Origin of the sequence: Litorilituus sediminis, assembly GCF_004295665.1 — a bacterium.
Lineage (GTDB): Bacteria > Pseudomonadota > Gammaproteobacteria > Enterobacterales > Alteromonadaceae > Colwellia > Colwellia sediminis.
In genome coordinates, this window is record NZ_CP034759.1 from 3,319,944 (window position 1) to 3,340,283 (window position 20,340).

General features: G+C 37.8%; 25 protein-coding genes and 2 pseudogenes. 16 read left to right on the forward strand and 11 right to left on the reverse strand.

The features are described from left to right. Nucleotides 1-37: 37 nt before the first annotated feature. Nucleotides 38-838: a type 2 periplasmic-binding domain-containing protein gene (locus tag EMK97_RS14735; RefSeq protein ID WP_130603464.1), complete on the reverse strand. Its 801-nt coding sequence runs from the start codon at nucleotides 836-838 to the stop codon at nucleotides 38-40. Nucleotides 839-848: 10 nt separating this feature from the next. After that, on the reverse strand, nucleotides 849-1,205 hold the full coding sequence (locus tag EMK97_RS14740; protein WP_130603466.1) for a winged helix-turn-helix transcriptional regulator: 357 nt from the start codon (nucleotides 1,203-1,205) through the stop codon (nucleotides 849-851). Between the two features lie 144 nt (nucleotides 1,206-1,349). Between EMK97_RS14740 and EMK97_RS14745 the strand changes: the two genes are divergently transcribed. The 4 genes from EMK97_RS14745 (at nucleotide 1,350) to EMK97_RS14760 (ending at nucleotide 4,365) form a co-directional block, all read left to right on the forward strand. Further along, nucleotides 1,350-1,946, forward strand: coding sequence for an NAD(P)H-dependent oxidoreductase (locus EMK97_RS14745; RefSeq protein WP_130603468.1), 597 nt, complete (start codon nucleotides 1,350-1,352; stop codon nucleotides 1,944-1,946). Nucleotides 1,947-1,955: 9 nt separating this feature from the next. Continuing rightward, nucleotides 1,956-2,498 (forward strand): peroxiredoxin-like family protein, encoded by a 543-nt coding sequence (locus EMK97_RS14750; protein WP_130603470.1) that lies wholly within the window; start codon nucleotides 1,956-1,958, stop codon nucleotides 2,496-2,498. A 117-nt stretch (nucleotides 2,499-2,615) separates the two neighbouring features. Continuing rightward, the gene (locus tag EMK97_RS14755; protein WP_130603472.1) at nucleotides 2,616-3,170 is read left to right on the forward strand and encodes a carboxymuconolactone decarboxylase family protein; all 555 of its coding nucleotides are present in this window, start codon (nucleotides 2,616-2,618) and stop codon (nucleotides 3,168-3,170) included. Between the two features lies 1 nt (nucleotide 3,171). Then, entirely contained in the window at nucleotides 3,172-4,365 is a 1,194-nt protein-coding gene (locus EMK97_RS14760) for a low temperature requirement protein A (protein ID WP_130603474.1), read from the forward strand. A gap of 89 nt (nucleotides 4,366-4,454) precedes the next feature. Here the strand turns inward: EMK97_RS14760 and EMK97_RS14765 are convergent, their stop codons facing one another. Next, nucleotides 4,455-4,652, reverse strand: a complete 198-nt coding sequence (locus EMK97_RS14765) for a hypothetical protein (RefSeq protein WP_130603476.1) — start codon at nucleotides 4,650-4,652, stop codon at nucleotides 4,455-4,457. Nucleotides 4,653-4,855: 203 nt separating this feature from the next. Here EMK97_RS14765 and EMK97_RS14770 point away from each other — a divergent pair, with 203 nt between their 5' ends. From EMK97_RS14770 to EMK97_RS19245, 10 genes and pseudogenes are all read left to right on the forward strand, one after another. Beyond that, nucleotides 4,856-5,680 carry a TIR domain-containing protein gene (locus EMK97_RS14770; protein ID WP_130603478.1) on the forward strand — a complete coding sequence of 275 codons (825 nt, stop codon included), beginning with the start codon at nucleotides 4,856-4,858 and terminating at the stop codon, nucleotides 5,678-5,680. A gap of 141 nt (nucleotides 5,681-5,821) precedes the next feature. Continuing rightward, entirely contained in the window at nucleotides 5,822-6,406 is a 585-nt protein-coding gene (locus tag EMK97_RS14775) for a hypothetical protein (protein WP_130603480.1), read from the forward strand. A 125-nt stretch (nucleotides 6,407-6,531) separates the two neighbouring features. After that, the gene (locus tag EMK97_RS14780) at nucleotides 6,532-6,849 is read left to right on the forward strand and encodes a hypothetical protein (protein WP_130603482.1); all 318 of its coding nucleotides are present in this window, start codon (nucleotides 6,532-6,534) and stop codon (nucleotides 6,847-6,849) included. A gap of 3 nt (nucleotides 6,850-6,852) precedes the next feature. Next, entirely contained in the window at nucleotides 6,853-7,395 is a 543-nt protein-coding gene (locus EMK97_RS14785; protein ID WP_130603484.1) for a hypothetical protein, read from the forward strand. Between the two features lie 130 nt (nucleotides 7,396-7,525). Next, the gene (locus tag EMK97_RS14790; RefSeq protein ID WP_130603486.1) at nucleotides 7,526-7,843 is read left to right on the forward strand and encodes a hypothetical protein; all 318 of its coding nucleotides are present in this window, start codon (nucleotides 7,526-7,528) and stop codon (nucleotides 7,841-7,843) included. Between the two features lie 5 nt (nucleotides 7,844-7,848). Then, nucleotides 7,849-8,388 carry a hypothetical protein gene (locus EMK97_RS18955; RefSeq protein WP_145963112.1) on the forward strand — a complete coding sequence of 180 codons (540 nt, stop codon included), beginning with the start codon at nucleotides 7,849-7,851 and terminating at the stop codon, nucleotides 8,386-8,388. 272 nt (nucleotides 8,389-8,660) lie between these two features. After that, nucleotides 8,661-9,814 (forward strand): IS3 family transposase gene (locus tag EMK97_RS14800; protein WP_130598651.1). Its coding sequence is split into 2 segments (ribosomal slippage): nucleotides 8,661-8,919 and nucleotides 8,919-9,814, totalling 1,155 coding nucleotides; the frame shifts between segments, so codons are not numbered across the junction. Nucleotides 9,815-9,837: 23 nt separating this feature from the next. Then, nucleotides 9,838-10,143 carry a hypothetical protein gene (locus tag EMK97_RS14805; RefSeq protein ID WP_130603490.1) on the forward strand — a complete coding sequence of 102 codons (306 nt, stop codon included), beginning with the start codon at nucleotides 9,838-9,840 and terminating at the stop codon, nucleotides 10,141-10,143. Between the two features lie 120 nt (nucleotides 10,144-10,263). Then, nucleotides 10,264-10,665, forward strand: coding sequence for a GFA family protein (locus tag EMK97_RS14810; protein ID WP_130603492.1), 402 nt, complete (start codon nucleotides 10,264-10,266; stop codon nucleotides 10,663-10,665). A 103-nt stretch (nucleotides 10,666-10,768) separates the two neighbouring features. Beyond that, nucleotides 10,769-10,915: pseudogene (locus EMK97_RS19245) on the forward strand (transposase); the annotation flags it as partial. Between the two features lie 268 nt (nucleotides 10,916-11,183). Here EMK97_RS19245 and EMK97_RS14820 read toward each other — a convergent pair. Further along, nucleotides 11,184-11,685 (reverse strand): annotated as a pseudogene (locus tag EMK97_RS14820) (IS110 family transposase); the annotation flags it as partial. A gap of 133 nt (nucleotides 11,686-11,818) precedes the next feature. Between EMK97_RS14820 and EMK97_RS14825 the strand changes: the two are divergent. After that, nucleotides 11,819-12,304 carry a GNAT family N-acetyltransferase gene (locus tag EMK97_RS14825; protein WP_130603496.1) on the forward strand — a complete coding sequence of 162 codons (486 nt, stop codon included), beginning with the start codon at nucleotides 11,819-11,821 and terminating at the stop codon, nucleotides 12,302-12,304. 90 nt (nucleotides 12,305-12,394) lie between these two features. Here EMK97_RS14825 and EMK97_RS14830 read toward each other — a convergent pair whose 3' ends face one another. Next, nucleotides 12,395-13,363, reverse strand: a complete 969-nt coding sequence (locus EMK97_RS14830; protein WP_130603498.1) for a TolB family protein — start codon at nucleotides 13,361-13,363, stop codon at nucleotides 12,395-12,397. A gap of 437 nt (nucleotides 13,364-13,800) precedes the next feature. Here EMK97_RS14830 and EMK97_RS14835 point away from each other — a divergent pair, with 437 nt between their 5' ends. Further along, nucleotides 13,801-15,336, forward strand: a complete 1,536-nt coding sequence (locus EMK97_RS14835) for a BspA family leucine-rich repeat surface protein (RefSeq protein ID WP_130603500.1) — start codon at nucleotides 13,801-13,803, stop codon at nucleotides 15,334-15,336. Between the two features lie 164 nt (nucleotides 15,337-15,500). Here the strand turns inward: EMK97_RS14835 and EMK97_RS14840 are convergent, their stop codons facing one another. The 6 genes from EMK97_RS14840 to EMK97_RS14865 form a co-directional block, all read right to left on the reverse strand. After that, nucleotides 15,501-15,965: a GNAT family N-acetyltransferase gene (locus tag EMK97_RS14840; RefSeq protein ID WP_130603502.1), complete on the reverse strand. Its 465-nt coding sequence runs from the start codon at nucleotides 15,963-15,965 to the stop codon at nucleotides 15,501-15,503. 44 nt (nucleotides 15,966-16,009) lie between these two features. After that, nucleotides 16,010-16,456, reverse strand: a complete 447-nt coding sequence (locus EMK97_RS14845; RefSeq protein ID WP_130603504.1) for a GNAT family N-acetyltransferase — start codon at nucleotides 16,454-16,456, stop codon at nucleotides 16,010-16,012. Beyond that, the gene (locus EMK97_RS14850; RefSeq protein ID WP_130603506.1) at nucleotides 16,453-16,866 is read right to left on the reverse strand and encodes a DUF4267 domain-containing protein; all 414 of its coding nucleotides are present in this window, start codon (nucleotides 16,864-16,866) and stop codon (nucleotides 16,453-16,455) included. The genes EMK97_RS14845 and EMK97_RS14850 overlap by 4 nt, the downstream gene beginning before the upstream one ends. Before the next feature lie 470 nt (nucleotides 16,867-17,336). After that, nucleotides 17,337-17,558, reverse strand: coding sequence for a hypothetical protein (locus EMK97_RS14855; protein WP_130603507.1), 222 nt, complete (start codon nucleotides 17,556-17,558; stop codon nucleotides 17,337-17,339). Between the two features lie 96 nt (nucleotides 17,559-17,654). Beyond that, nucleotides 17,655-18,971 carry a sensor histidine kinase gene (locus EMK97_RS14860; RefSeq protein WP_130603509.1) on the reverse strand — a complete coding sequence of 439 codons (1,317 nt, stop codon included), beginning with the start codon at nucleotides 18,969-18,971 and terminating at the stop codon, nucleotides 17,655-17,657. A gap of 3 nt (nucleotides 18,972-18,974) precedes the next feature. Further along, nucleotides 18,975-20,327, reverse strand: coding sequence for a sigma-54-dependent transcriptional regulator (locus tag EMK97_RS14865; RefSeq protein ID WP_130603511.1), 1,353 nt, complete (start codon nucleotides 20,325-20,327; stop codon nucleotides 18,975-18,977). Between the last annotated feature and the right edge of the window lie 13 nt (nucleotides 20,328-20,340).

The window sequence follows — 20,340 nt, forward strand, 5'->3', positions numbered from 1 at the left end:
TAGTTATTATCGGCTGATGATATCTATGGTTAATTGCTCACTGGCAGTTGCTTGAACTAATGCACCTGAACTTAGCTAAATGATAGTTAGCGCCGTACAGTTCTTGTAGAAATCCAGATGACTTTAGCCTAGGCATGGCAATTTCAAATTGCCTACTTAGCTCGTGTCCTTTTTTATTATCTTTAAAAACAATAAATAACTGCTTGTTCGAAGTGAGTGTGATGGTTTTGAATATGGCTAACTGTTTTTCTTTTAAATTGTGCCTGTAGTCAACCACAACATCTGTTCTTCCTTTCTCTAAAAGGCTAAATGCTGTATCTAGGTCTTTAAACAGATATTGAGTAATATTGTTGGGCAGATATTTGTTAAAACTATATTCTTCATACCAACTGACGGTTTTAAATTGGATATCGTCTTTTGTCGTTATGTTATTGAACAGAGGGTTGTATATGGCTATGATTGGCGCATCGATATCAATGTGGAATTTTGGGTATAGCACCTGCTTGAGCTCATTTTTATCATCCATATAAACACCCACTAAAATATCTGATTTATTTTGATTGAACAGTCTTTTGGCTCTAGCAAAACTACTAATATCAAAAGTTAACTTATCATCTGGGTAGACAGCTGATATCAGTTCTAAATAAATTCCTTTGCCATCTTGTTCTGTGTAGTTTGGCCAATGAGCTGCACTAATATTAATATCCATTGCGATTAAATTGATGGGCAGCATGGATAACAGGTAAATAAATAACCTCAATATATAGTGCATATTTTTGATTAATTTAAAGAGAGTAGTTAGCTTAATCTTAGCGCAAACAATAAGTTTATCAATCAAGTATTCTCAACTATATTTGATGGGATTCTGACCAAACCCTTAGCTCATCTAAAATACTCAGTGCGGTTTTACCAAAATCGGTTAACTCATAAGTTACAGCAACAGGCCTATCGCTTATCACTTTTCTAAGAACCATTCCCTCACTTTCTAGTTCTTTTAGGCGTTGGTCGACCATTTTTTTGCTAGCACCGCCAAGCATACGAGTTAAGTCATTAAATCGTACAGGCTCATCTTTAAGATGATAAATAATCGAGCCTTTCCACTTTCCGCCAATTAAACGCATACCTTTTTCAATAGCGCAAGGTTCAGTGCATGCGTTTAAAACTTTTTTTCTACCTTTACTATCTGTTTTTACAACACTTTCCATTACTTCTCCTTACAAAACTACTAGGTTACTAAAAGTATACTAATTGATAATACACTTCAGGTAACTAAAATATACCACATATTGGTTGAGTGAGAGAGTGCTTCTCTTACTTATTTTTACTGACATTTATTTTGGAGTGATTTTATGAGCACTACTGAGCCAAAGAAGGTATTAATTATTAATGCCCACCAATACTACCCATTCTCAGAAGGTAAGCTAAATGCTGCCTTAGTTGATAAAGCAGTAACCATGCTTGAAGGTAAAGGTTACCACACTCGCGTAGTTACCATGAGCGATGAGTATGATGTTGAAGAGCAATTAGCACATCATCAATGGGCAGATGTTGTCTTGCTGCAATCACCAAGTAATTGGATGGGGGGTCCTTGGTCATTTAAGAAATATATGGATGAAGTCTATACTGCAGGTATGGGGGGCGCATTATGTGTTGGTGACGGCCGTAGTGAAGACGCACCTAAGAAAAATTATGGCATGGGCGGCACGTTAACGAATACCCAATACATGATGTCGCTTACCTTTAATGCGCCAGAAGAAGCTTTTAATGATAAAGATGAGTTTTTTGATGGTAAATCAATCGACGATTTAATGTTCCCTATGCACATGAACTTTAAGTTTTTTGGCATGAAAGCAATGGAAAGCTTTGCCTGTTTCGATGTGATGAAAAATGCTGATGTTGAAAATGACTTCAAACGCTTTGAAAACCACATTAACAAACATTTTTAGGAGGCTAAGATGAGCATTGAATATACCAATAAACTTCACGCTGGATCTTATTTTCCCAATATTGAAGCCAAGTTATTAAACGGTGATGTGAAAACACTATCCACACCTGAAAATGGCTTAGATTGGCAAATGGTTGTTGTATATAGAGGTCAGCATTGCCCTCTTTGTACAAAGTACCTGAACCAATTGGAAAGCGCGAAAAGCTTACTCGCACAAACAGGCGTAGATTTAATCGCCGTCTCAGGCGATAGCAAGGAACAACTAGCAAGTCATATGGAAAGACTTGATGTGAGTTTCCCTATCGCTTATGGCTTGACCGTTGAACAAATGCAAAAGCTTGGCTTGTATATATCTGATCCCAGATCGCCACAAGAGACAGATCATCCATTTGCTGAGCCGGGACTTTTTGTCGTTAATCGTGACGGTAAAGTACAGGTAGTGGATATTTCCAATAACCCGTTTGTCAGACCAGAGCTTCAGTCTTTAATCAGTGGCTTAGGTTGGATACGCAACCCAGATAACAATTACCCTATTCGTGGTATGCATAAGTAGTGATGAGAAAGACTCTACTAGCGAGTGGTAGCGAGTAATACATTTGTAAAAGACGCGAACGTTGAATCTGCTCATATCGCATTACTACCTTAATATTTAAAATAGAGACAAGTTATTATGTTTACTTATTACGAGCCTGATACGGCACCTAAAGAATCAAAGCCGTTAATGGAGCAATCTTTAGCTGGCTTTGGCATGATTCCTAACCTTCATAAAATCTTAGCTGAAGCGCCAGCAACCTATAAAACGTACAACCAAACATTTACCAGCTTTATGAAAGAGACAACATTTACTCCGCTTGAGCAACAAGTGGTATTTATGACGTCAAACTTTGAAAATAATTGCCACTATTGTGTGCCTGGTCATACTTGGATGATGAAGTCAGCTAACATGCCTGATGATGTTATTAATGCTTTAAGAAATGGAACTGAACTACCTGATACAAAACTTCAGGCGCTTCATGATTTTACTAAAGCACTATTGGACACTAGAGGCCATATCGGCGATGACAAGTTAAATGCATTTTTAAGCGCAGGTTATAGCAAACGCCAAGCACTAGAAGTATTGACGGGATTGGCTGCTAAACTCATTTCTAACTTCACTAATGCCTTAACCCATACAGACGTAGATGAGGCGATGAAAGCTTATGCGTGGGAAAAGCCGGAGAAATAGTATGCCATTAGAAAACCATCCAATGTGGCGATTACCAAAGCACCACTTAGATCATGAAGATGCGCATGACCATGTACATTGGGTAGAGTTGTTTTATGATTTGATCCATGTGGTCATCATCTTCTTGTTAGGTAATTTTTTAAGTGACCACTTAAGCGTGGATGGTTTTCTAGCCTTTGTAGGGCTTTTTATTGCCGTGTGGTTTGCATGGGCCGACTCCAGCGTATTTAACTCGCTTTATGTCAGCACTGACGTAAAGCACAGATTAATCATGTCTTGCCAAATTGTTACTGCAATGGTGATGGCAGCATCAATTCCTCATGTGTTAGGTAAAGGTTGGCTCTATTTCGCATTAGCCTATGCAGCTAATAGGATGATAACCGCCTACTTATATCATCGAACAAATAGGCTAGGTGTTGAAGCGACTGTGCTGTCACGTACCGTAAGTCGGAATTTCTTTATCCTTGCTATTGTCTTTGCCATAAGCGCTTTTTTACCTGCACCATACAGCTTTGTTTTATTCGCGCTGGCCATTTTGTCTATTCAATTACTGTATATGCTGCCTAAAATTGGCGTTCTCGAATGTAAGCGGTTTTTGCCTCGATTAGGCCATATGTCGGAGCGCTTTGCGTTACTTTTATTAATCGTGGTAGGAGAAGGCTTTTTTAAATTAGTGATTACACTGTCAGAAAAAGGGGTATATAAAGTCACCCCCGAAGTATTATTTAACTTTATCTTTGGTGGTATCGCCGTATTTGTTCATTGCTGGATTTACTTCGACTTTGTCGGTAATGGCAAACCTAAAAACCAAGAAAAATGGACGCTAGTGAACTGGTGGTTAGCGCATTTGTTCCTTATGCTTTCTGCTGTTATGGTGGGTGTTGCACTTGCAGGTGAAGTGAAAGTAGGCTTTTGGGACCCGTACCCACTTAAGTACGGCGTTATAGGTTGTCTTGGGCTTGCATCTTACTTACTTTGTTTGCTGTGGATTCAATACAACATCGAAGCGCGTATAGCTCACAGGTTTGCAACCGCTAAAGTACGCATGTTTGGTGTGGCTTTGGCGTTAGCAACCTTGTTGGTATTACCTTACGTACCTGCACTTGTTGGTAATCTACTATGGGGCACTGCATTAATTTCGCAAATTGCCATTCCTGTAACAAGAGCCTATCTTACATTTTCTAAAGAGCAGTAGGCTAAACCATAGGGTTTTCACACTAGAGGTTTAGCCAAGCATAAGTGGTTAGTATGTTATTTAAAGATGCTTTTCCATTAAATAATTAGTTAAAGTTTGCACAGTCGAGAAATATCACCTAATTTTGGCGTGACCTTTTCATCAAGCTTTACTTGCCATTGGCAAAGCTCAGTGTCGACTATTTCTAACCGTTTTTTCGGGGAAACTACGCTGGAAATCCCACATATATTCGCATCAGGCTCGTTCAGTGGAAAGTCACTTCTTACACCTGCAATTAGTAGGCGCATTTTATAGCAATTAAATAGCAGTCATTCAGTGGGATATTACTATGAATTTTCAGTAATCCCCCTGAACAGCCGGTATCAACCACAAAGAGAACACTTAACGATTTGAATCTTTTAACTTTCCTGTTAAATTAAGAGGATGAAAGTAGGCGGACATTACTGAGAAGTCTACATAATATACTGTTAACTCTCTTTACGGATCAATCATGGATAAAACTTCAATTATCGAATCAATCACTGCATTTAAAGATCGCTTAACTGGAGAGGTTCTTGAAGCATTTGAAACTAGAGGAAGAGCTTACGGTAGGGATCGCTTTAACACATGGCGACGTAAATTTGGTCAATTCCTTGATGAAGAGCTAGCTGGAGAATCATCGAGATTAAATTCAAAATTAAATCGGTCTGTTTACTTTGCTCAAAGAAGCCTTGAAAGTGATGCTCAACACTTTTGGAGACAGGACGGTGACACAATACTTTCTTATCTAGATTCATTGATCTTGGATATTCAAAACGACGAATATGAGGTTGCCACGACACCTAAGATTAAAGAAAATTTAGCTCAAGATAATAACAAACAAAGTAAACTAAAAAATAAAGTTTTTATTGTTCATGGTCATGATGGTGAGTCGAAAGAGAAAGTAGCTCGTTTTATTGAAAAACTTGGTTTTGAAGCAATTGTACTACATGAAAAAGCAAGTAAAGGTATGACTATAATTGAAAAAATTGAGCAATATTCTAATGAAGTCAGCTTTGGTGTTGTGCTATATACTCCAGATGATTTAGGTAATGTTAAGTCATCTGCAGAGAGTGGCGAACTTAATTTTAGAGCAAGGCAAAATGTTGTCTTTGAACATGGCTATTTAATTGGCAAACTAGGTAGAAGTAATGTTGCTCCTTTAGTAGAAGGTTCAATTGAGCTTCCAAATGATATAAGTGGTATCGTTTATATTAGTGACAAGGATTGGCAAATTGATATTGCCAAGGAAATGAAATCTGCAGGCTATCAAATTGATTTTAATCAGTTAATATAAGTCGAGAGTTAACAAGTTGCTTAAACGGACAAAAAACAGTTGGCTTTTGCTCGTTCCTCGCTAATTTTAGCCAACAATTTTATTGCCGCTTAGCAAAGCGTTATACGCAAAAGAATAATCATCACATGGAGTTGAATTAAAATGAAATTTACAAAAGCGTTATTACTATCATTAGCACTATCTAGTGCTGCAAATGCTGCTGGTCCTTTCGGGTTGGAAATGGGAATGTCTTTGAAAGATATTGGAGGAGAGGCAAAGCAAATTGCTCCAGGCAAATATTCTGTATCTTCAGTTCCAAAACCTCATTCGTTGTTTGATACTTATATTGTCCAAGTTGCACCTGATGTAGGGCTTTGTTACATCAAAGCAATAGGTAAAGATATATCAACTAGCACCTATGGGGTTGAGTTAAAATCTTCGTTCTATAACCTACAAGGTAAACTAGAAAAAGCCTACGGCTCTAGTAAAGTTACCGATATGTTACTTTCAGGCAGTATTTGGAATGAGCCAAATGACTGGATGATGGGCTTAATCAAAAAGGAACGTTATTTATTTGCTATCTGGGATGCTGAATCAAAGGCGACTTTAAAAAATAACCTTGCAGCCATTGCAATGGCTGCAAAACCCTCTAGCAAAAGTGCTGGATATTTAGCCGTCGATTATTCGTTTACAAATGAAGAACAATGCAACAGCGCAATAGCGGCAATGGAAGATGATGCTTTATAAAAATTACGTATAACAAGCTGTTCAAGCGGGACTGTGTAAAGTTTGGCTCGGTTTCGCTTCGTTATACAAGTTTAGCCAAACATTTATCAGGGTGTTATATTTTTATCAAACCAAGGAGAACATATATGAAGGAACAAGCAGCAGTTAAAAATGCCATTAATGCTTTTTATAAAGGGGCAGGTTTAAATTTACAATTTAGTGGCACTGTAACCCCAAGGGTCGCAGAAGTATTTGGAAAAATGGTTTTTGAAACTCAAAAATGCACGTCAGCATTAAATTGGGTTCCAAGGCCAGCAGGCGGTAAGGCGACAATTTCGTGGGTTGCAAGAAACTTTACTCAACGAATACTTAGCCAATTAAGTGATAAACAATCATTAACTTGTGCAAAAGTCGTGATTAGAAATTTCCGTACGGACTTACAAATGGCATCGATGGGGCAATAAGCTATGAAAATTGGTGTATTTATCATTTTATTAATGACGTCACATTCAATATTTGCAAATCCAATATTGAAGTTACCAAGCACTAAATGTAATGGTAATTATTTTAGCATAAGAGTGGTTGACCTTTCGTTTTGTGTGTCGAAACAAAAAATAGAAGAAGTAAATCTTCTAGGTATAAGTTCAACTACTGCGATAATCAAAGAAGACGGTCTAGAGTTGTCAATTGGGTTGAATCCCCCAGAAATCTCAATATCTAATTTACATAAAAAGTTGGGGCTTACCGTTCATGAATTTTTTATGGGCTTGTATAGTGAGGATATAGATGTAGATAACTTCAGTGCTATCAAATCGGCATTTGATATAAATTCTCAAAATAAGCTATCCGTTTATAGCAATGGAAATTTATATGCCTTTGTCATAATAGGAAGTAATGTTGATTACGATAGAATATATTTAAATAAAAAAGGAAGCGATATTGTTTATCAAGTTACAGGTGAATTTAGCAGCAAAGAGCTATTAAGTATTCTCTCGAAAATAAAGTACTAAAAATATAACAAAGCGTTAAAGGCGGATTCGTAACAGTTGGCTCAGTTTCGCTTCGTTGCACATTTTAGCAAGCTATTATCAGCCGCATGATGCGGGTGTTATATTTAAATCAAAAGAAAAGGAGTTCAAAATGAACGAACAATTAGCAGTAAAAGAAGCAATCAATGCATTTTATAAAGGTGCAGGTCTTAATATTAAATTTACGGGAGATGCAAACCAAAAAGTAGCAGAGGTTTTTGGAAAAATGATTTTGGAAACACAAAAATGCACTACTGCATTAAATTGGGTTCCAAGACCAACTGGAGGGCGAGCAACTATTGCTTGGGTAGCCAAAAACTTTACAAAAAGTGTGTTAAGGCAACTGGAGGAAGGGCAATCCCTAACATGTGCCAAGAAAGCTATTTTACAATTTAAGTCTCCTTTAAAGTTGGCATCTATGGGAGTCTAGTGATAATGATAAGAAATATATTATTTTTTATTTCTATATTCTCGTTTACTGCATGTGCCAACAGTTTTCCAGCTAGCTCATGTAATGATAAATATTGGCTTGAATTTAGCCTGTTAAAATTTTGTCTGCAAAAAAATAATGTTTCCTCTGTTAATGTAATGAATTCTGACTTGCCATCTATGTCATTGATTTACGATAACAATGAATATATTTTCATGAAACAATTAGCAGAAAATGTTAATGGGAACTTACATTTAAAGTACAACTTAACATTAACAGAGTACTTTTCTGCTCTCGCGAACGGTACAGAAAGGTTTGATATTAAAACTGCTTTTGAGGTTCATGAATTAAAATCTGTGAAAGATATTTCTGAATTAAGTTACGGTGACTGGAGGGTTTACACTTTGATTAGCACCACCAGATCATTTGATGAGATCTTTATATTAAATACTACTAGAAAAGAGTTTATTTATCACATCGGTGGAGAGTTTAATAAAACTCAAGCACTTAAACTGATCTCTCTTATTAGTTTTCCCAAAATATAACAAAAGCTTTAAAGAAAGGACTAATATACGTTGGCAGCGAGCTGCCACAACACGTATATTAGCCCTTTAAGCTAACCGTTAGTGAGCAAGGGAAGTATGCGAGTTCTATTGATAATTTGTTTAATTTCAATTCTATCTTCATGCAGTAGAGAGACTCATTATGCTGTAGATGGTTTTTTCTTCTCGGTTGAGGGGTTAACTAAGTCTGATCTGATTTAATAGCACCGCACACTTTTATGAAGGATAATTAATCCAACAATAAAGGTGTGAAAATGACGCAAAGAAGAAAACCAAGAAAATATACAGATGAGTTCAGAGAAGAAGCTGTAAAGCTCGTTACAGAACAAGGTTATAGCGTAACCGAAGCTGCTAACTCGTTAGGCATTACAACGAAGCTGCTTTATAACTGGAAAGATAAATTTGCTAAGCAAGCTTCAGGCGAAACATTAAGTAAAGATGAAAGAGCTGAGCTGGTTAAGCTTAGAAAAGAAAACAAACGCTTGCTAATGGAGCGTGAAATCCTAAAAAAAGCCAGCGCCTTCTTTGCGAAAGAAATGAAGTAAAGTTCGAATATATTAAAGAGCAGCAATGGCGCTTTCCAATCAGTGCGCTATGTAATGTTTTAAAAGTGAGTCGCTCAGCCTATTACGCTTGGCTTAAGCGGCCAGCTAAAATCATCACACCAGATGAGCTAAGACTATATCGTCGTATAAAGCGACTATTTGATGATAGCCGAAGCAGTGCTGGTGCCAGAACCTTGATGAAGCTGCTACGCAAAGAAGGTTTTAATATTGGAATTTTCCGAGTAAAAAGTTTGATGAAGTTACTCAGCTTACAAGTAAAACAACGAGTAGCTTACAAAGTGACGACCATGCGAAAGCATAGTCATGCTATTGCAGATAATTTGCTTAAGCGTAAGTTTAATCCAGCTAGCGCTAACCAAACGTGGGCTGGTGATATTACTTACTTGAGAACTCACCAAGGCTGGATGTATCTAGCTGTAGTAATGGATTTACATTCTCGCCGTATTATTGGTTGGGCTTTAAGTAAGCGTATGACCGTTGATTTAACAATGAGAGCTATGCAGATGGCAATTAACCTACGCCAACCCAAAGCAGGCTTAATATTCCATAGCGATAGAGGTTCACAATATACCAGCAAGCGCTATCGAGCTCAGCTATGGGCTAATCGAATTACACCATCCATGAGTGGTTGTGGGGCTTGCTTAGATAATGCTGTAGTTGAAAGGTTCTTCGGAAGCTTGAAAAATGAATGGCTATTAAATGTTTATCACTTAACAAGAGAAAGCATGAAAATCGATGTTGAAAAATACATCAAATACTATAACTCAGTTCGATTACATACGACCTTAAACGATATGTCGCCAATCGAGTTTGAAAGTGTAAGGAGAAAGTGTGCGGCCTAGCTTGACCAGATCAGTCAGAATTAATGGCTGTTTTAGATAACTTCTCTATTACAGAGGATTTTGAAAAAACATCTGAAGGTGGCGAAGGCATGCTACCCGATAAAAAAGCAAATTTTATGATGGCAGCATATAAAAATCAGAACGGATATGAGTTTCTGGTAAACAATGTCCTAAATAAAGACTGTTTTTCGGTCGCAACTTACGATAAAGAACACAAAGGTAAAGTTTTTGCCCAAGAACTCTCGGCCAAATTAAGAGCGTTATTGCTAAATAAATATCAAGCTAATTTTATGCAGTACTCTGATAAATATTGCACAATAGCTCACTAACAAGCCGTTTAAGGTGTGGACGTCTAACGCATGGCTGACGTTCGTTCCTCACGATTATAGCCATGCATTATTAGCCCTTTAAGCTAACCGTTGGTATGAAGAAGAGAGGATACAAACTGAATGAGCGTATCAGGTTCTTGTCTATGTGGTGAAGTTAATTTTGAAATCGATGGGGATTTTGAAAGCTTTTATCTTTGCCACTGTAAGTATTGCCAAAAAGATACAGGTTCAGCGCATGCTTCAAATTTATTTTCTTCTGTAGCAAAGCTCGTATGGCAATCTGGCCAAGAAAAAATAAAAACTTATGAATTACCTTCAACTAGGCACATTAAAAGCTTTTGTTCTAACTGTGGTTCTGCGTTACCAAGTTTGCAAATGAATGATAAATTACTCGTTGTTCCTGCGGGTAGTCTCAATCAAGATATATCAATTAAAGCCAATGCACATATTTTTACATCTAGTCGTGCAAATTGGGATTGTGGGTTAGAAAACATCAAATCATATGAGCAATTACCCCAATAAACACATATGAACCTTCTTCCCGTCAATAGGCAAGAGTTGATCTGATTTAATAGCACCGCACACTTTTATGAAGGATAATTAATCCAACAATAAAGGTGTGAAAATGACGCAAAGAAGAAAACCAAGGAAATATACAGATGAGTTCAGAGAAGAAGCTGTAAAGCTCGTTACAGAACAAGGTTATAGCGTAACCGAAGCTGCTAACTCGTTAGGCATTACAACGAAGCTGCTTTATAACTGGAAAGATAAATTTATTTTTTTAGCTGCCGTTAGACAGCTAATTTTTTCAATCAACAAAACCAATTACTTCGCTCTGTCAGTTAGTCGTTAAAATCATTTACGACAAACACATATTGAGGCTCTCTTAGTGTGATCTCATCACTGCCAACATGTTTAATCCTTTAGCCATGTTGGGGCACTAGACAGTTATCGGTTAACCTTTGCTATCACTATTCAAGCGAATGATTCAGCCTATTAGCCATGTTCAGTTAGTTTCAGGCTCAGCCAAGGTGTAAACGATTCTTCATGTGCAACTCAAGTGCAGGGTAATTGTATTGACTGTCGGTATTAATAATATGCGCTTTAAGCTTGTGGACCATGACGTACTAACTTAGTTCTTCTGCGCAATAGGTCGCGAGTTGAGCGCATGGTTTGTGGGTAGTTATATGCGAGTGGGAAATTCCCTCCTCTAAGCAAGCAGGCAATTTTATACGAATCGATTTTGTCATTTTTAGCTTTACCGCCATGAATCGCCTTCATATAAAGCGCATGACCGAGGACAAAATCAATGTCCTGTTGCTCACACCATTCACTGACCCAGTATCAGCGGTGCATACATTCAACACCGACAACGATATTGCCAAGATAAGGTGCAATAAGCTGATTTAGTAAGGTTTGCTCTGCTTTAATTTTTTGATGAAGTACCTTTTCACCATGATGATTTAAGATGCAGACATAAAGAATTCGCGCATGTAGGTCGATCCCACAATAAAAATCATGTAATTTGGTGTAGAATTTCATTGAGCTTTCTCCTTTTGGTTTTGTCGCCTTGAAGTTTAGCTGCTCGCTAAGCTTCGGGGAGAAGGTTCAATAAGTATCAAGACATTACAGCGGACAAGCCGCTGAATACGGCGCTGGTCTCAGGAGATTAATTATGTCTATTAGCTTAATTTCAGAAAATTCGTGGAATAGTATTCTAAAAATTCAAGAAGAGGCTTATACCGATATATTACCTGAAGATATAAATGTACTTAAAAGTAAGTGGATTTCATCCCCCAATACTTGTGCAGTTTATTTAAATAATGACAATAAGATTTTAGCTTATCTATTAGCCCACCCATGGGCGAGTGAAGTACCACCTAAGTTACATGAAAATATCCAGATTACAAATAGCATAAATCTATATTTACATGATTTGGCTTTAGCGCGAGAGGCAAGAGGCAAAGGTATAGCTAAGAACTTAGTAACTAACTTGATAGATAAGGCCAAATCACAGGGCTTCGCTAAAATATTTTTGGTAGCTGTTCAAGGATCAGATATGTTTTGGGCTAAGTTTGGATTTAAAGTTATACCTAATGCGTTAATTTGTCCGAGTTATGGGGATTATTCCAAATTAATGACATTAGAGTTAACGACATAACAAAGGTTTTCAACTCCGACAAATTACAGTTGGCTTTTTGTTCGTGCCTCACTTATTTTAGCCAGCTGCAATTTGCCGCTTAAAACGGCGTTACTGTTTGATTAACACAGCAGTATTTTGTTTAACTTGTTGCTCCAAATGCTCACTATTAACGTGAAATAAACTTCTCGCTTGAGAGCCATTTTTAAGCACTTTTTCAATGTTTGAACCATCCTTGTTCACTTTATAAATATCATAAAAACCATGAACATTTTGTGATGAAAATAATACCTTTGAGCCATCTAAAGACCACACTGGCCCCCAATCAGCAATCGAGTTTTTGGTCAGTCGCTTATTGTTAGTGCCATCAATATCCATAATGTACACTTCTTGGTTGCCATCTCGATTGGCAACGTACGCAATTTGTTTACCGTCTGGCGATATTTTTGGCGATATACTCTTAGTTTTATCGTTAGTAAGCTGGATTATGTTGCTTCCGTCAATATTAGCAATAGCGATTTGACTCGGCCCTGCGATGGTTTGAAATAGCAGTCGTCCATCAGGCATAAATTCAGGTGAGCGCCCTTGTAAGTGCGGGATTTTATGCTTGTTAGAACCATCGGGGTTCATTAACCACATTTCTTCCTGAGGTGTGCCATCTTCAGCTGTATATTCTCTAGCAAAGACAATGCTTTTACCATCAGGAGACCAAGTAGGCGCGCTGTCCCATACATGCTTAACATGAGTTAAACGTTTTATGTTTTTGCCATTGATATCTGCGGTATGAATAGACCAAGTTTTATATTTATCGTACTTACCATAAAAAGCAATGTGTTTACCGTTAGGTGAAACTGACGGGTAACCAATCGCTAAGATGTCCGGCGAATTCCCCACCTTGACTTGCCTAATTCCTTTTTCATCAGTCATAAATAGGGTTTTTTTATTGTTTTCTATGCCGCCATAAATTATGGATAAAGGCAATTTCGGCTCAGCGCTATTCACTTGCCATGCAGTTGTCAGCGATAATAAAAACGCAGAAAAGCAGAGTGATTTTAATAGTGGAAATGTTTTGTTTTGCATGTATTCGACCTTGTTATGAGTTGTATGTCAGAGGAATATAGTGCAATGAAGGTCGAATACATGATTTATCCATGACTTTTTCCTGACTTTTACCTGATGCTGGCTACAGTCCTTGGTATACAAGGCATGATGAATATTGATGTGAGTATTTTTACGCTATGATTTATGCTCGATTTTTGTAGTATCGATGAAAAAAATAGCTTCACCTGACAAATCGGTATGAATGAACAGGTGTATTTAGTAGACTTCAATAGTTCTGTCATTTGCATCTAAAGATATTTAACCTGCATTTAAGCAGAGGTTGATTCGCTGTTTTTATTTGAATTGTGAGCATCAGTTATTGGGTATACGTATTTAATACTCAATTAATGAATTTAGAACTGTATTTTATGTAAAAGCTTTTATTTATTTTAGAAACCATTATTCAAGGATGTTTAATGAAGTCATCTCAATTGTTTTACCTATCGTCAATTTTTTATTTAAAACTGTTCAAAGCAGTATTGTTCATCTCTATTATTTCTCTATTCTTTGTTGCTGTAATAAGCCTACTAAAAGAAAGACCATTTATAACTACCTGGAAAACAGATAATGAGGGGGGAAGCTCTGATCATCAAATCACTATTACTACTAATCCAAAGTTTTCTTCTTACGACTATAGTGTTGATTGGGGTGATGGTAGTTCAAGTCATAATTTAACTGGCGATTATACTCATAGCTATGCTAAACCAGGCATATATAAAGTAAGTATTAGTGGATCTTTTCCTCAAACATATTTTGAGTATTCCCAATCATCTGATAGCAATAAGTTACTGACTATTAAACAGTGGGGAGATGGAGTTTGGTTATCTTTTGAGCAGGCTTTTGCTGGATGTGGCAATTTGACTAGCCAAGCAATAGATTCGCCGAATTTATCCGCTGTAACGAATATGGAGAAAGCGTTTAATGATGCAAAGTTATTTAATCTTGATATAAATGCTTGGGATGTTAGCTCGGTAACAAATATGCAGCAGATGTTCGATGGCGCTAGTGCATTTAACCAAGATATCAGCGCTTGGGACGTTAGTTCAGTGACTAATATGCAGCAGATGTTTAGTAATGCCCGTACATTCAACCAAGATATTAGCGCTTGGGATGTTAGCTCAGTAACAAATATGCAGCAGATGTTCGATAACGCTCGTACATTCAATCAAGATATTAGCACTTGGGATGTTAGCTCAGTGACCAATATGAAAAGAATGTTTTATTATGCGCTAGAGTTTAATCAAAAGATTGGAAGTTGGGACGTTAGTTCAGTAATAAACATGCAAGAGTTATTTGCTTACGCTTCTAAATTTAATCAAGATATCGGTGCATGGAATGTTAGCTCAGTAACTAATATGGTCGAACTTTTTAGTAGCCTCAGAGATTTTAATCGGGATATTGGTTCTTGGGATGTGAGTTCGGTCACAGATATGAAAGGGATGTTTTCTCATGCTTTCAAGTTTAACCAAGATATTAGCGCTTGGGATGTAAGTTCAGTCACAAACATTGCATATATGTTTATAAATGCAAGGAATTTCAATCAAGATATTAGTGCTTGGAATGTTAGCTCAGTAATTAATATGCAGGCTGCTTTTTCTCATGCTAAAAAATTTAACCAAGATATTGCTACATGGAATGTGGGTTCAGTAACGAATATGAAACTGATGTTTGCAAGTGCGGATGAGTTCAATCAAGATATTGGTGGTTGGGATGTAAGTTCTGTAACCAATATGCAGGAAATGTTTTCTAATGCAGATAAATTCAATCAAGATATCTCCAGTTGGAATGTCAGCTCAGTAACCAACATGGCTTATATGTTTAAAAGTGCAAGAAATTTCAATCAAGATATTGGTAATTGGGATATAAGCTCTGTAATCAATATGCAAGAAATGTTTTCTGGTGCAGTTACATTTAATCAAGATATATCCAGTTGGGATGAAAAGCGATTATGAGTTTATCTTCAATTCCCGCTGTTTTTAATCTATAGCTTGGAGGAGCGGGGGGCTTTTAGGGGAGTTGATGTAACACAATCAAATTTTAATACGGGAAGATAAGTCAGACATAGTATAAAGTTTTCGACAAAAGCGTGATTGCAAGTCAGTTGTTAATACGCCAGTTAAATCAGCCTTCCCATGACATAGTTTGTTAATACTTGCCCGCGAATTTCAACTTGTTGGGCTTTTATCTGCTGAAAACCAAAGTGCTGGAAAAATGGTTTTGCTGTGATGCTAACCTGCGCATGCAGTCTGGTTATCTTGCGTGCCTTGGCTGAATTAACTATCTGCTGCATTAAGCTTTTACCTACGCCCATGCCTTGGTAGTCTTTATGGCAAAAGAAATGATCGATATAACCATCATCTTGTAGGTCAGCATAACCAGCAAGGTTATTGTCTATGGTGGCAATAAAGGGCTTTAAGGCACGAATACGCGCAGACCATTGCTTATCATCATATTCGTCAGGTGCCCAAGCTTCTACTTGCGCTTGCGAATAATCGTTACGATTAATATGCCTAACTGTCTGATAAAAGAGTGCTCTTAGGCTTGCTTCATCGCCCGGTTGAAATTCTCGGATTATTATCATGCTTAACCCATGTAAATGAGGTGCATTTGCGCAAGTACCTAATATTAGGGAGATATTTTTAATTTTCTACCCGTAAAGGTAAAGCCATTTTTCTGGTAAAAGCTGAAGGTACGATCCCATTTAGCATCTGCTGGCGCGGAAACGTCTACTCTTTGCCAGTGGCGCTGACGCGCTATGTTACAAATCTCACTGATAACCTTTTGGCCAACACCTTGTGACCTATAAGCCTGATTAACCCATAGCTCATTGATTATACCGTATTTTCCCTGGGCAAAAATGGCAAAGGATTCTACTAAAGTAAAAAAGGCGATCACTGTTGAGCCATCAACTAAGGTATAGGCTTCATGTGGATTATTTGGATTATCTAATTGAGCGAATATTTGTTCGAATGCTTCATCAGTAGGTATTGATGAAGCACCAAAGAGTTCGCTATAAAGTAATGTTATGTACTTTTTTATTTCTGCTTTATCGGTAACTTTATCTAACTTCATTGATGTTTTGACTTTATTTGGCTGTTTATTCGCCTTAAGACGAAATAGGTTAGTAATAGATAAATAATGGTAGCTAAATGTTTGATTATCACTTTAGTTGCTGCCTCTGCGTTGTATGCCAGTAGTGCATCTGATACTGGCATTACTATGCCTAGTAGCGCGCACCACATTAATATGACAAAATTTCGGCTATAAAGCAGATAAGCTAATATAGAGGTGATGAATATCGTGCGTGAACCATATATTTTTACCCAGTCTTGGTCACTTTCTGATATCAAGGCTGTGCCTCTGATGTCGGCGAAGTTAGCAGGCTCAATATAAGCAAAGATACCATAGAACCCTTGCAGTAGTACCATTAGCAATACCAAGATAAAACCAAGTGTTTCTAATTTTTTGTGTTGAGTTACCATTGTTGTCCTTAAGCTTGGGTTAAGCGTTGCATGTGGCTTTTGTATTACACCTTTGATATCGCATGCGCTTCACATTGTTATATTTACTAGGTAGAGCCGATAACATATGGCTATCGTAATAAAACTGCTACTATTTAATTGTTACTAAGTATTAGGCTTTATATCAATGGGATGCTGTTTTTGATGATGGGGACCTGTATAAGTCTGGGCGAATAGACCAGTGTCTCTATACTTCCCCTGAAACAGATACGGTTGTGTTTTTTTCTCGTCGTCATACCAAGCAGAAGTTTGGCTTCATGCTTACGCTTGTGAAATTGTTAAATAAATATTTCGTGATTAAACCACCGCTGATAGGTGATTGATGCAGGTATAATTTACTTGAGTTTTGACTAGCTTAGCATATTGAATTTCTTTTGTAGTTTGACTGCTAAAGTCATGGCTAAAAAGAAGTGTATTCAATAACTTTTATATCAATTACCATCTCCAAAAAATGTAGTACTAGCACTGGCTGCTATCACTGAGGTTGAGGCTTTGTCTATTTTACAGCTTTTTCGTGGTTTCAATGTAGCTAAAATCCCTAGGCAACATAATGCACTAATGCCGATAGCTAGCGTCCAATTCTGGCTGATAAAACCAATATAATTGGCTATGGCAATGGTTGCGATTAAGATAAGTCTGATGATTATTTTCATGTTAATACCTTCATAACGAATTACTAGTTACTGTCTATAGTCGTTAATTAAGAATTTTTATTACAAGTAATTTACTTTTTATCGCTTAATTTAGTATTAAGGCTTAGCATGGCTGTCTATCGGCCAAGTCATGGTAATTCGTGCTCCGCTATCAGCTAAGTTAACTAGGCTAAGTTCCCCCCCGTGATTACGGGTAATTTCAGCACAAAGAGATAAGCCAATGCCTGAGCCTTGGCTTTTGGTGGTGTAAAAGGGCGTAAGTGCATTATCTAAGTTGGCAAAGCCTGGGCCATTATCAGTCACTTCAATGACTTGTTCATTGTTTTGATAATAAATACTGACATCGATAATACAGGTATCTTGCGTGCAGGCTTCTTGAGCATTTTTAAAAAGATTAATAAATATCTGGGCCAATTGTTGGTTATCACCATAACATTGGTTATTTCCTTGAATGTTTACTTGGCACTTATCTAAGGTCATCGCCTTGGCTTCTTCGATAAGGTCGCTGAAGTTGAACCAAGTGCATTTAGGTGTTGGTAGTTGACTAAGTTGGCTGTACTGCTCAATAAAGCTAAGTAAGCGGTTACTGCGTTGTTGTATTCTATTTAATACTAGCTCTATTTGTTGTTGGTTATAGTTTTGTGTACTTAATAACGTATCTGCCATAGAGGCCATGGGAGTTAATGAATTTCTCAGCTCATGGGCTAGTACGCGAATTAAGTTGGCTTGCGTGGTGCTTTGCTGTTGATTTAAAGGCTTGGAAATATTTAAAGCTGAAAATATATGGCAGCGCTTGCCTTGAAATAAGTAACTAATACTTTGACATTGCCACTGATGGGCAAAGTGAGTATGGCTTAATTTATCATTAGTCAGTTGAAAACCTAAATCTGTGGCGCTAGTGCCAAGCAGCATAGGTTGTTGCATATGCTCTTTCATGGCTGAATTGCGATAGCGCAATAGGTTGTTTTCATCAAATAAACACACGGGAATTGGCCAGGAATCAAGAATATGGCTGAGTAAGCTTTCCATGGTTTGTGCTTGGTTTTGTTTAGCACTATGAGAGCTGGCTAATTGTGCTATTTCTCGTTGTAACTCTGCCAGTAAGTTATCTTGATGCTGCGGCTTAAAGCGTAAGTTAGTTTCTCCTTCACCAAGTATTTGTGTGTACGTGGTGAGCTGCATTATGGTGTCTCGCCAAAAGTGATAACTGCGCCAAGCACACCAAATAAGCGGGTAACAAAGAAAAAATACTGAAGTGGCAATGGCTAGCTTACTCCAGTTTAAGGTATAAAGTAATGCGCCGCTAAGGCTAAGTATGATAATAACTAGGCTAGTCAAGGCAAGAATAAGCCATTGCTCATGACTTAATTTGCTAGAAATACGCTGTATTATGCCTTTGCGGGCGTCACTCATAACTTACGACTCATAACTGATATTGAACTTTTCTAAGCGGCGATATAAAGCATTCCTTGATATTTCAAGAATTTTTGCTGCCTCACTGACTTGACCATTACATACCGACATGGCTTTTTCAATCAGTTGTTGTTCAGCAACCTCTAATGGTTGTAAGGTCACGGCATTGACTTGATTTTGATTGCTTTCAATAAGTAATGCTTGCGGGCTGATTTCATCACTAGATGTGAGTAATACCGCGCGTTCAATGACATGGCTTAATTCTCGAATATTGCCGGGCCACTGGTGTTGTTTTAGTTGCTTTATCGCACTTTCACTCAGCTTAGCCGCGGTTTTTTGGTATTTGGCTGAAAACTTGTCAATGAAGCTGTTTGCCAGTGGCTCAATATCTTCAAGGCGTTCCCTAAGCGGTGGTAGAGTGATCACCATGGTATTTAAGCGGTACAGTAAATCTTGGCGAAAGGCTTGTTCTTGCACTAAGTTGTTTAGGTCTGCATTGGTGGCACTAATTAAACGGACATTGGCGGTTTGTGTTTGACTTGAACCTAACACCTCGTACTGACCTGTTTCTAAAACACGTAGTAATTTAGGTTGTAAAGAAAGCGGCAGAGAGCCGATTTCATCAAAAAATAGCGTACCTTTATCGGCAAGCTGAAAGCGACCAACACGGTTTTGTTTGGCGTCGGTAAAGGCGCCTTTTTGGTGACCAAATAATTCACTTTCAAATAAATTATCCGGAATAGCGGCCATATTGACAGAAATCAGTGGTGCATGTTTACGTTGCGATAACTGATGAATGCGCTCGGCCAGTAATGACTTACCCGTACCATTTTCACCGAGTATTAACACGTTGGCATCGGTTGGTGCAATTTGTTCAACAATCGCTTCAATGGCCTGCATGCTTTTGGCTTGAGCTAACCAAGGTTTACTGTGCTCGGTTGACAGTAATTGCCTATAGCCTTGGTTTTGCTGATTTAATGTAGCGCTATTAAGTTGTTGTTTAATGCTGTTGAGTAACTTGAGTTTGTTCCATGGCTTTTCAATAAAGTCTACCGCTCCTTGTCGCAAGCCTTGTACCGCAAGCTCAATAGAGCCCCAGGCAGTCATCAAAATGATAGGAATGTTAAGTGGCGCAAGCTGCTCTAGAATCGCTAAACCTTCCTGACCACTGGTGGTATCTCGGCTAAAGTTCATATCAAGTAAGATAAGATCAGGCTTTTGGTTATTGGCAGTGATGGTAATTTCTTTGCTATTACTGGCTTCAACCGTTTGGTAGCCTTCGCTGCTAAGCAGTAAATTAAGCGCTAAGCGAATATCCTCATCGTCATCGGCGATTAATATAGTGGCATTGGACATAATTGGGTATCTC

Excerpts from the sequence above, each read along its gene's own strand:
- EMK97_RS14850 (WP_130603506.1), bottom strand. The coding sequence starts at position 16,866 with ATGGTAACTCAACACAAAAAATTAGAAACACTTGGTTTTATCTTGGTA.
- EMK97_RS14855 (WP_130603507.1), bottom strand. The coding sequence starts at position 17,558 with ATGAAAATAATCATCAGACTTATCTTAATCGCAACCATTGCCATAGCC.
- EMK97_RS14805 (WP_130603490.1), top strand. The coding sequence starts at position 9,838 with ATGGCTGTTTTAGATAACTTCTCTATTACAGAGGATTTTGAAAAAACA.
- EMK97_RS14865 (WP_130603511.1), bottom strand. The coding sequence starts at position 20,327 with ATGTCCAATGCCACTATATTAATCGCCGATGACGATGAGGATATTCGC.
- EMK97_RS14840 (WP_130603502.1), bottom strand. The coding sequence starts at position 15,965 with ATGATAATAATCCGAGAATTTCAACCGGGCGATGAAGCAAGCCTAAGA.
- EMK97_RS14755 (WP_130603472.1), top strand. The coding sequence starts at position 2,616 with ATGTTTACTTATTACGAGCCTGATACGGCACCTAAAGAATCAAAGCCG.
- EMK97_RS14825 (WP_130603496.1), top strand. The coding sequence starts at position 11,819 with ATGTCTATTAGCTTAATTTCAGAAAATTCGTGGAATAGTATTCTAAAA.
- EMK97_RS14835 (WP_130603500.1), top strand. The coding sequence starts at position 13,801 with ATGAAGTCATCTCAATTGTTTTACCTATCGTCAATTTTTTATTTAAAA.
- EMK97_RS14810 (WP_130603492.1), top strand. The coding sequence starts at position 10,264 with ATGAGCGTATCAGGTTCTTGTCTATGTGGTGAAGTTAATTTTGAAATC.
- EMK97_RS14770 (WP_130603478.1), top strand. The coding sequence starts at position 4,856 with ATGGATAAAACTTCAATTATCGAATCAATCACTGCATTTAAAGATCGC.
- EMK97_RS14845 (WP_130603504.1), bottom strand. The coding sequence starts at position 16,456 with ATGAAGTTAGATAAAGTTACCGATAAAGCAGAAATAAAAAAGTACATA.
- EMK97_RS14775 (WP_130603480.1), top strand. The coding sequence starts at position 5,822 with ATGAAATTTACAAAAGCGTTATTACTATCATTAGCACTATCTAGTGCT.
- EMK97_RS18955 (WP_145963112.1), top strand. The coding sequence starts at position 7,849 with ATGATAAGAAATATATTATTTTTTATTTCTATATTCTCGTTTACTGCA.
- EMK97_RS14750 (WP_130603470.1), top strand. The coding sequence starts at position 1,956 with ATGAGCATTGAATATACCAATAAACTTCACGCTGGATCTTATTTTCCC.
- EMK97_RS14760 (WP_130603474.1), top strand. The coding sequence starts at position 3,172 with ATGCCATTAGAAAACCATCCAATGTGGCGATTACCAAAGCACCACTTA.
- EMK97_RS14860 (WP_130603509.1), bottom strand. The coding sequence starts at position 18,971 with ATGAGTGACGCCCGCAAAGGCATAATACAGCGTATTTCTAGCAAATTA.
- EMK97_RS14790 (WP_130603486.1), top strand. The coding sequence starts at position 7,526 with ATGAACGAACAATTAGCAGTAAAAGAAGCAATCAATGCATTTTATAAA.
- EMK97_RS14785 (WP_130603484.1), top strand. The coding sequence starts at position 6,853 with ATGAAAATTGGTGTATTTATCATTTTATTAATGACGTCACATTCAATA.
- EMK97_RS14745 (WP_130603468.1), top strand. The coding sequence starts at position 1,350 with ATGAGCACTACTGAGCCAAAGAAGGTATTAATTATTAATGCCCACCAA.
- EMK97_RS14780 (WP_130603482.1), top strand. The coding sequence starts at position 6,532 with ATGAAGGAACAAGCAGCAGTTAAAAATGCCATTAATGCTTTTTATAAA.
- EMK97_RS14830 (WP_130603498.1), bottom strand. The coding sequence starts at position 13,363 with ATGCAAAACAAAACATTTCCACTATTAAAATCACTCTGCTTTTCTGCG.
- EMK97_RS14740 (WP_130603466.1), bottom strand. The coding sequence starts at position 1,205 with ATGGAAAGTGTTGTAAAAACAGATAGTAAAGGTAGAAAAAAAGTTTTA.
- EMK97_RS14765 (WP_130603476.1), bottom strand. The coding sequence starts at position 4,652 with ATGCGCCTACTAATTGCAGGTGTAAGAAGTGACTTTCCACTGAACGAG.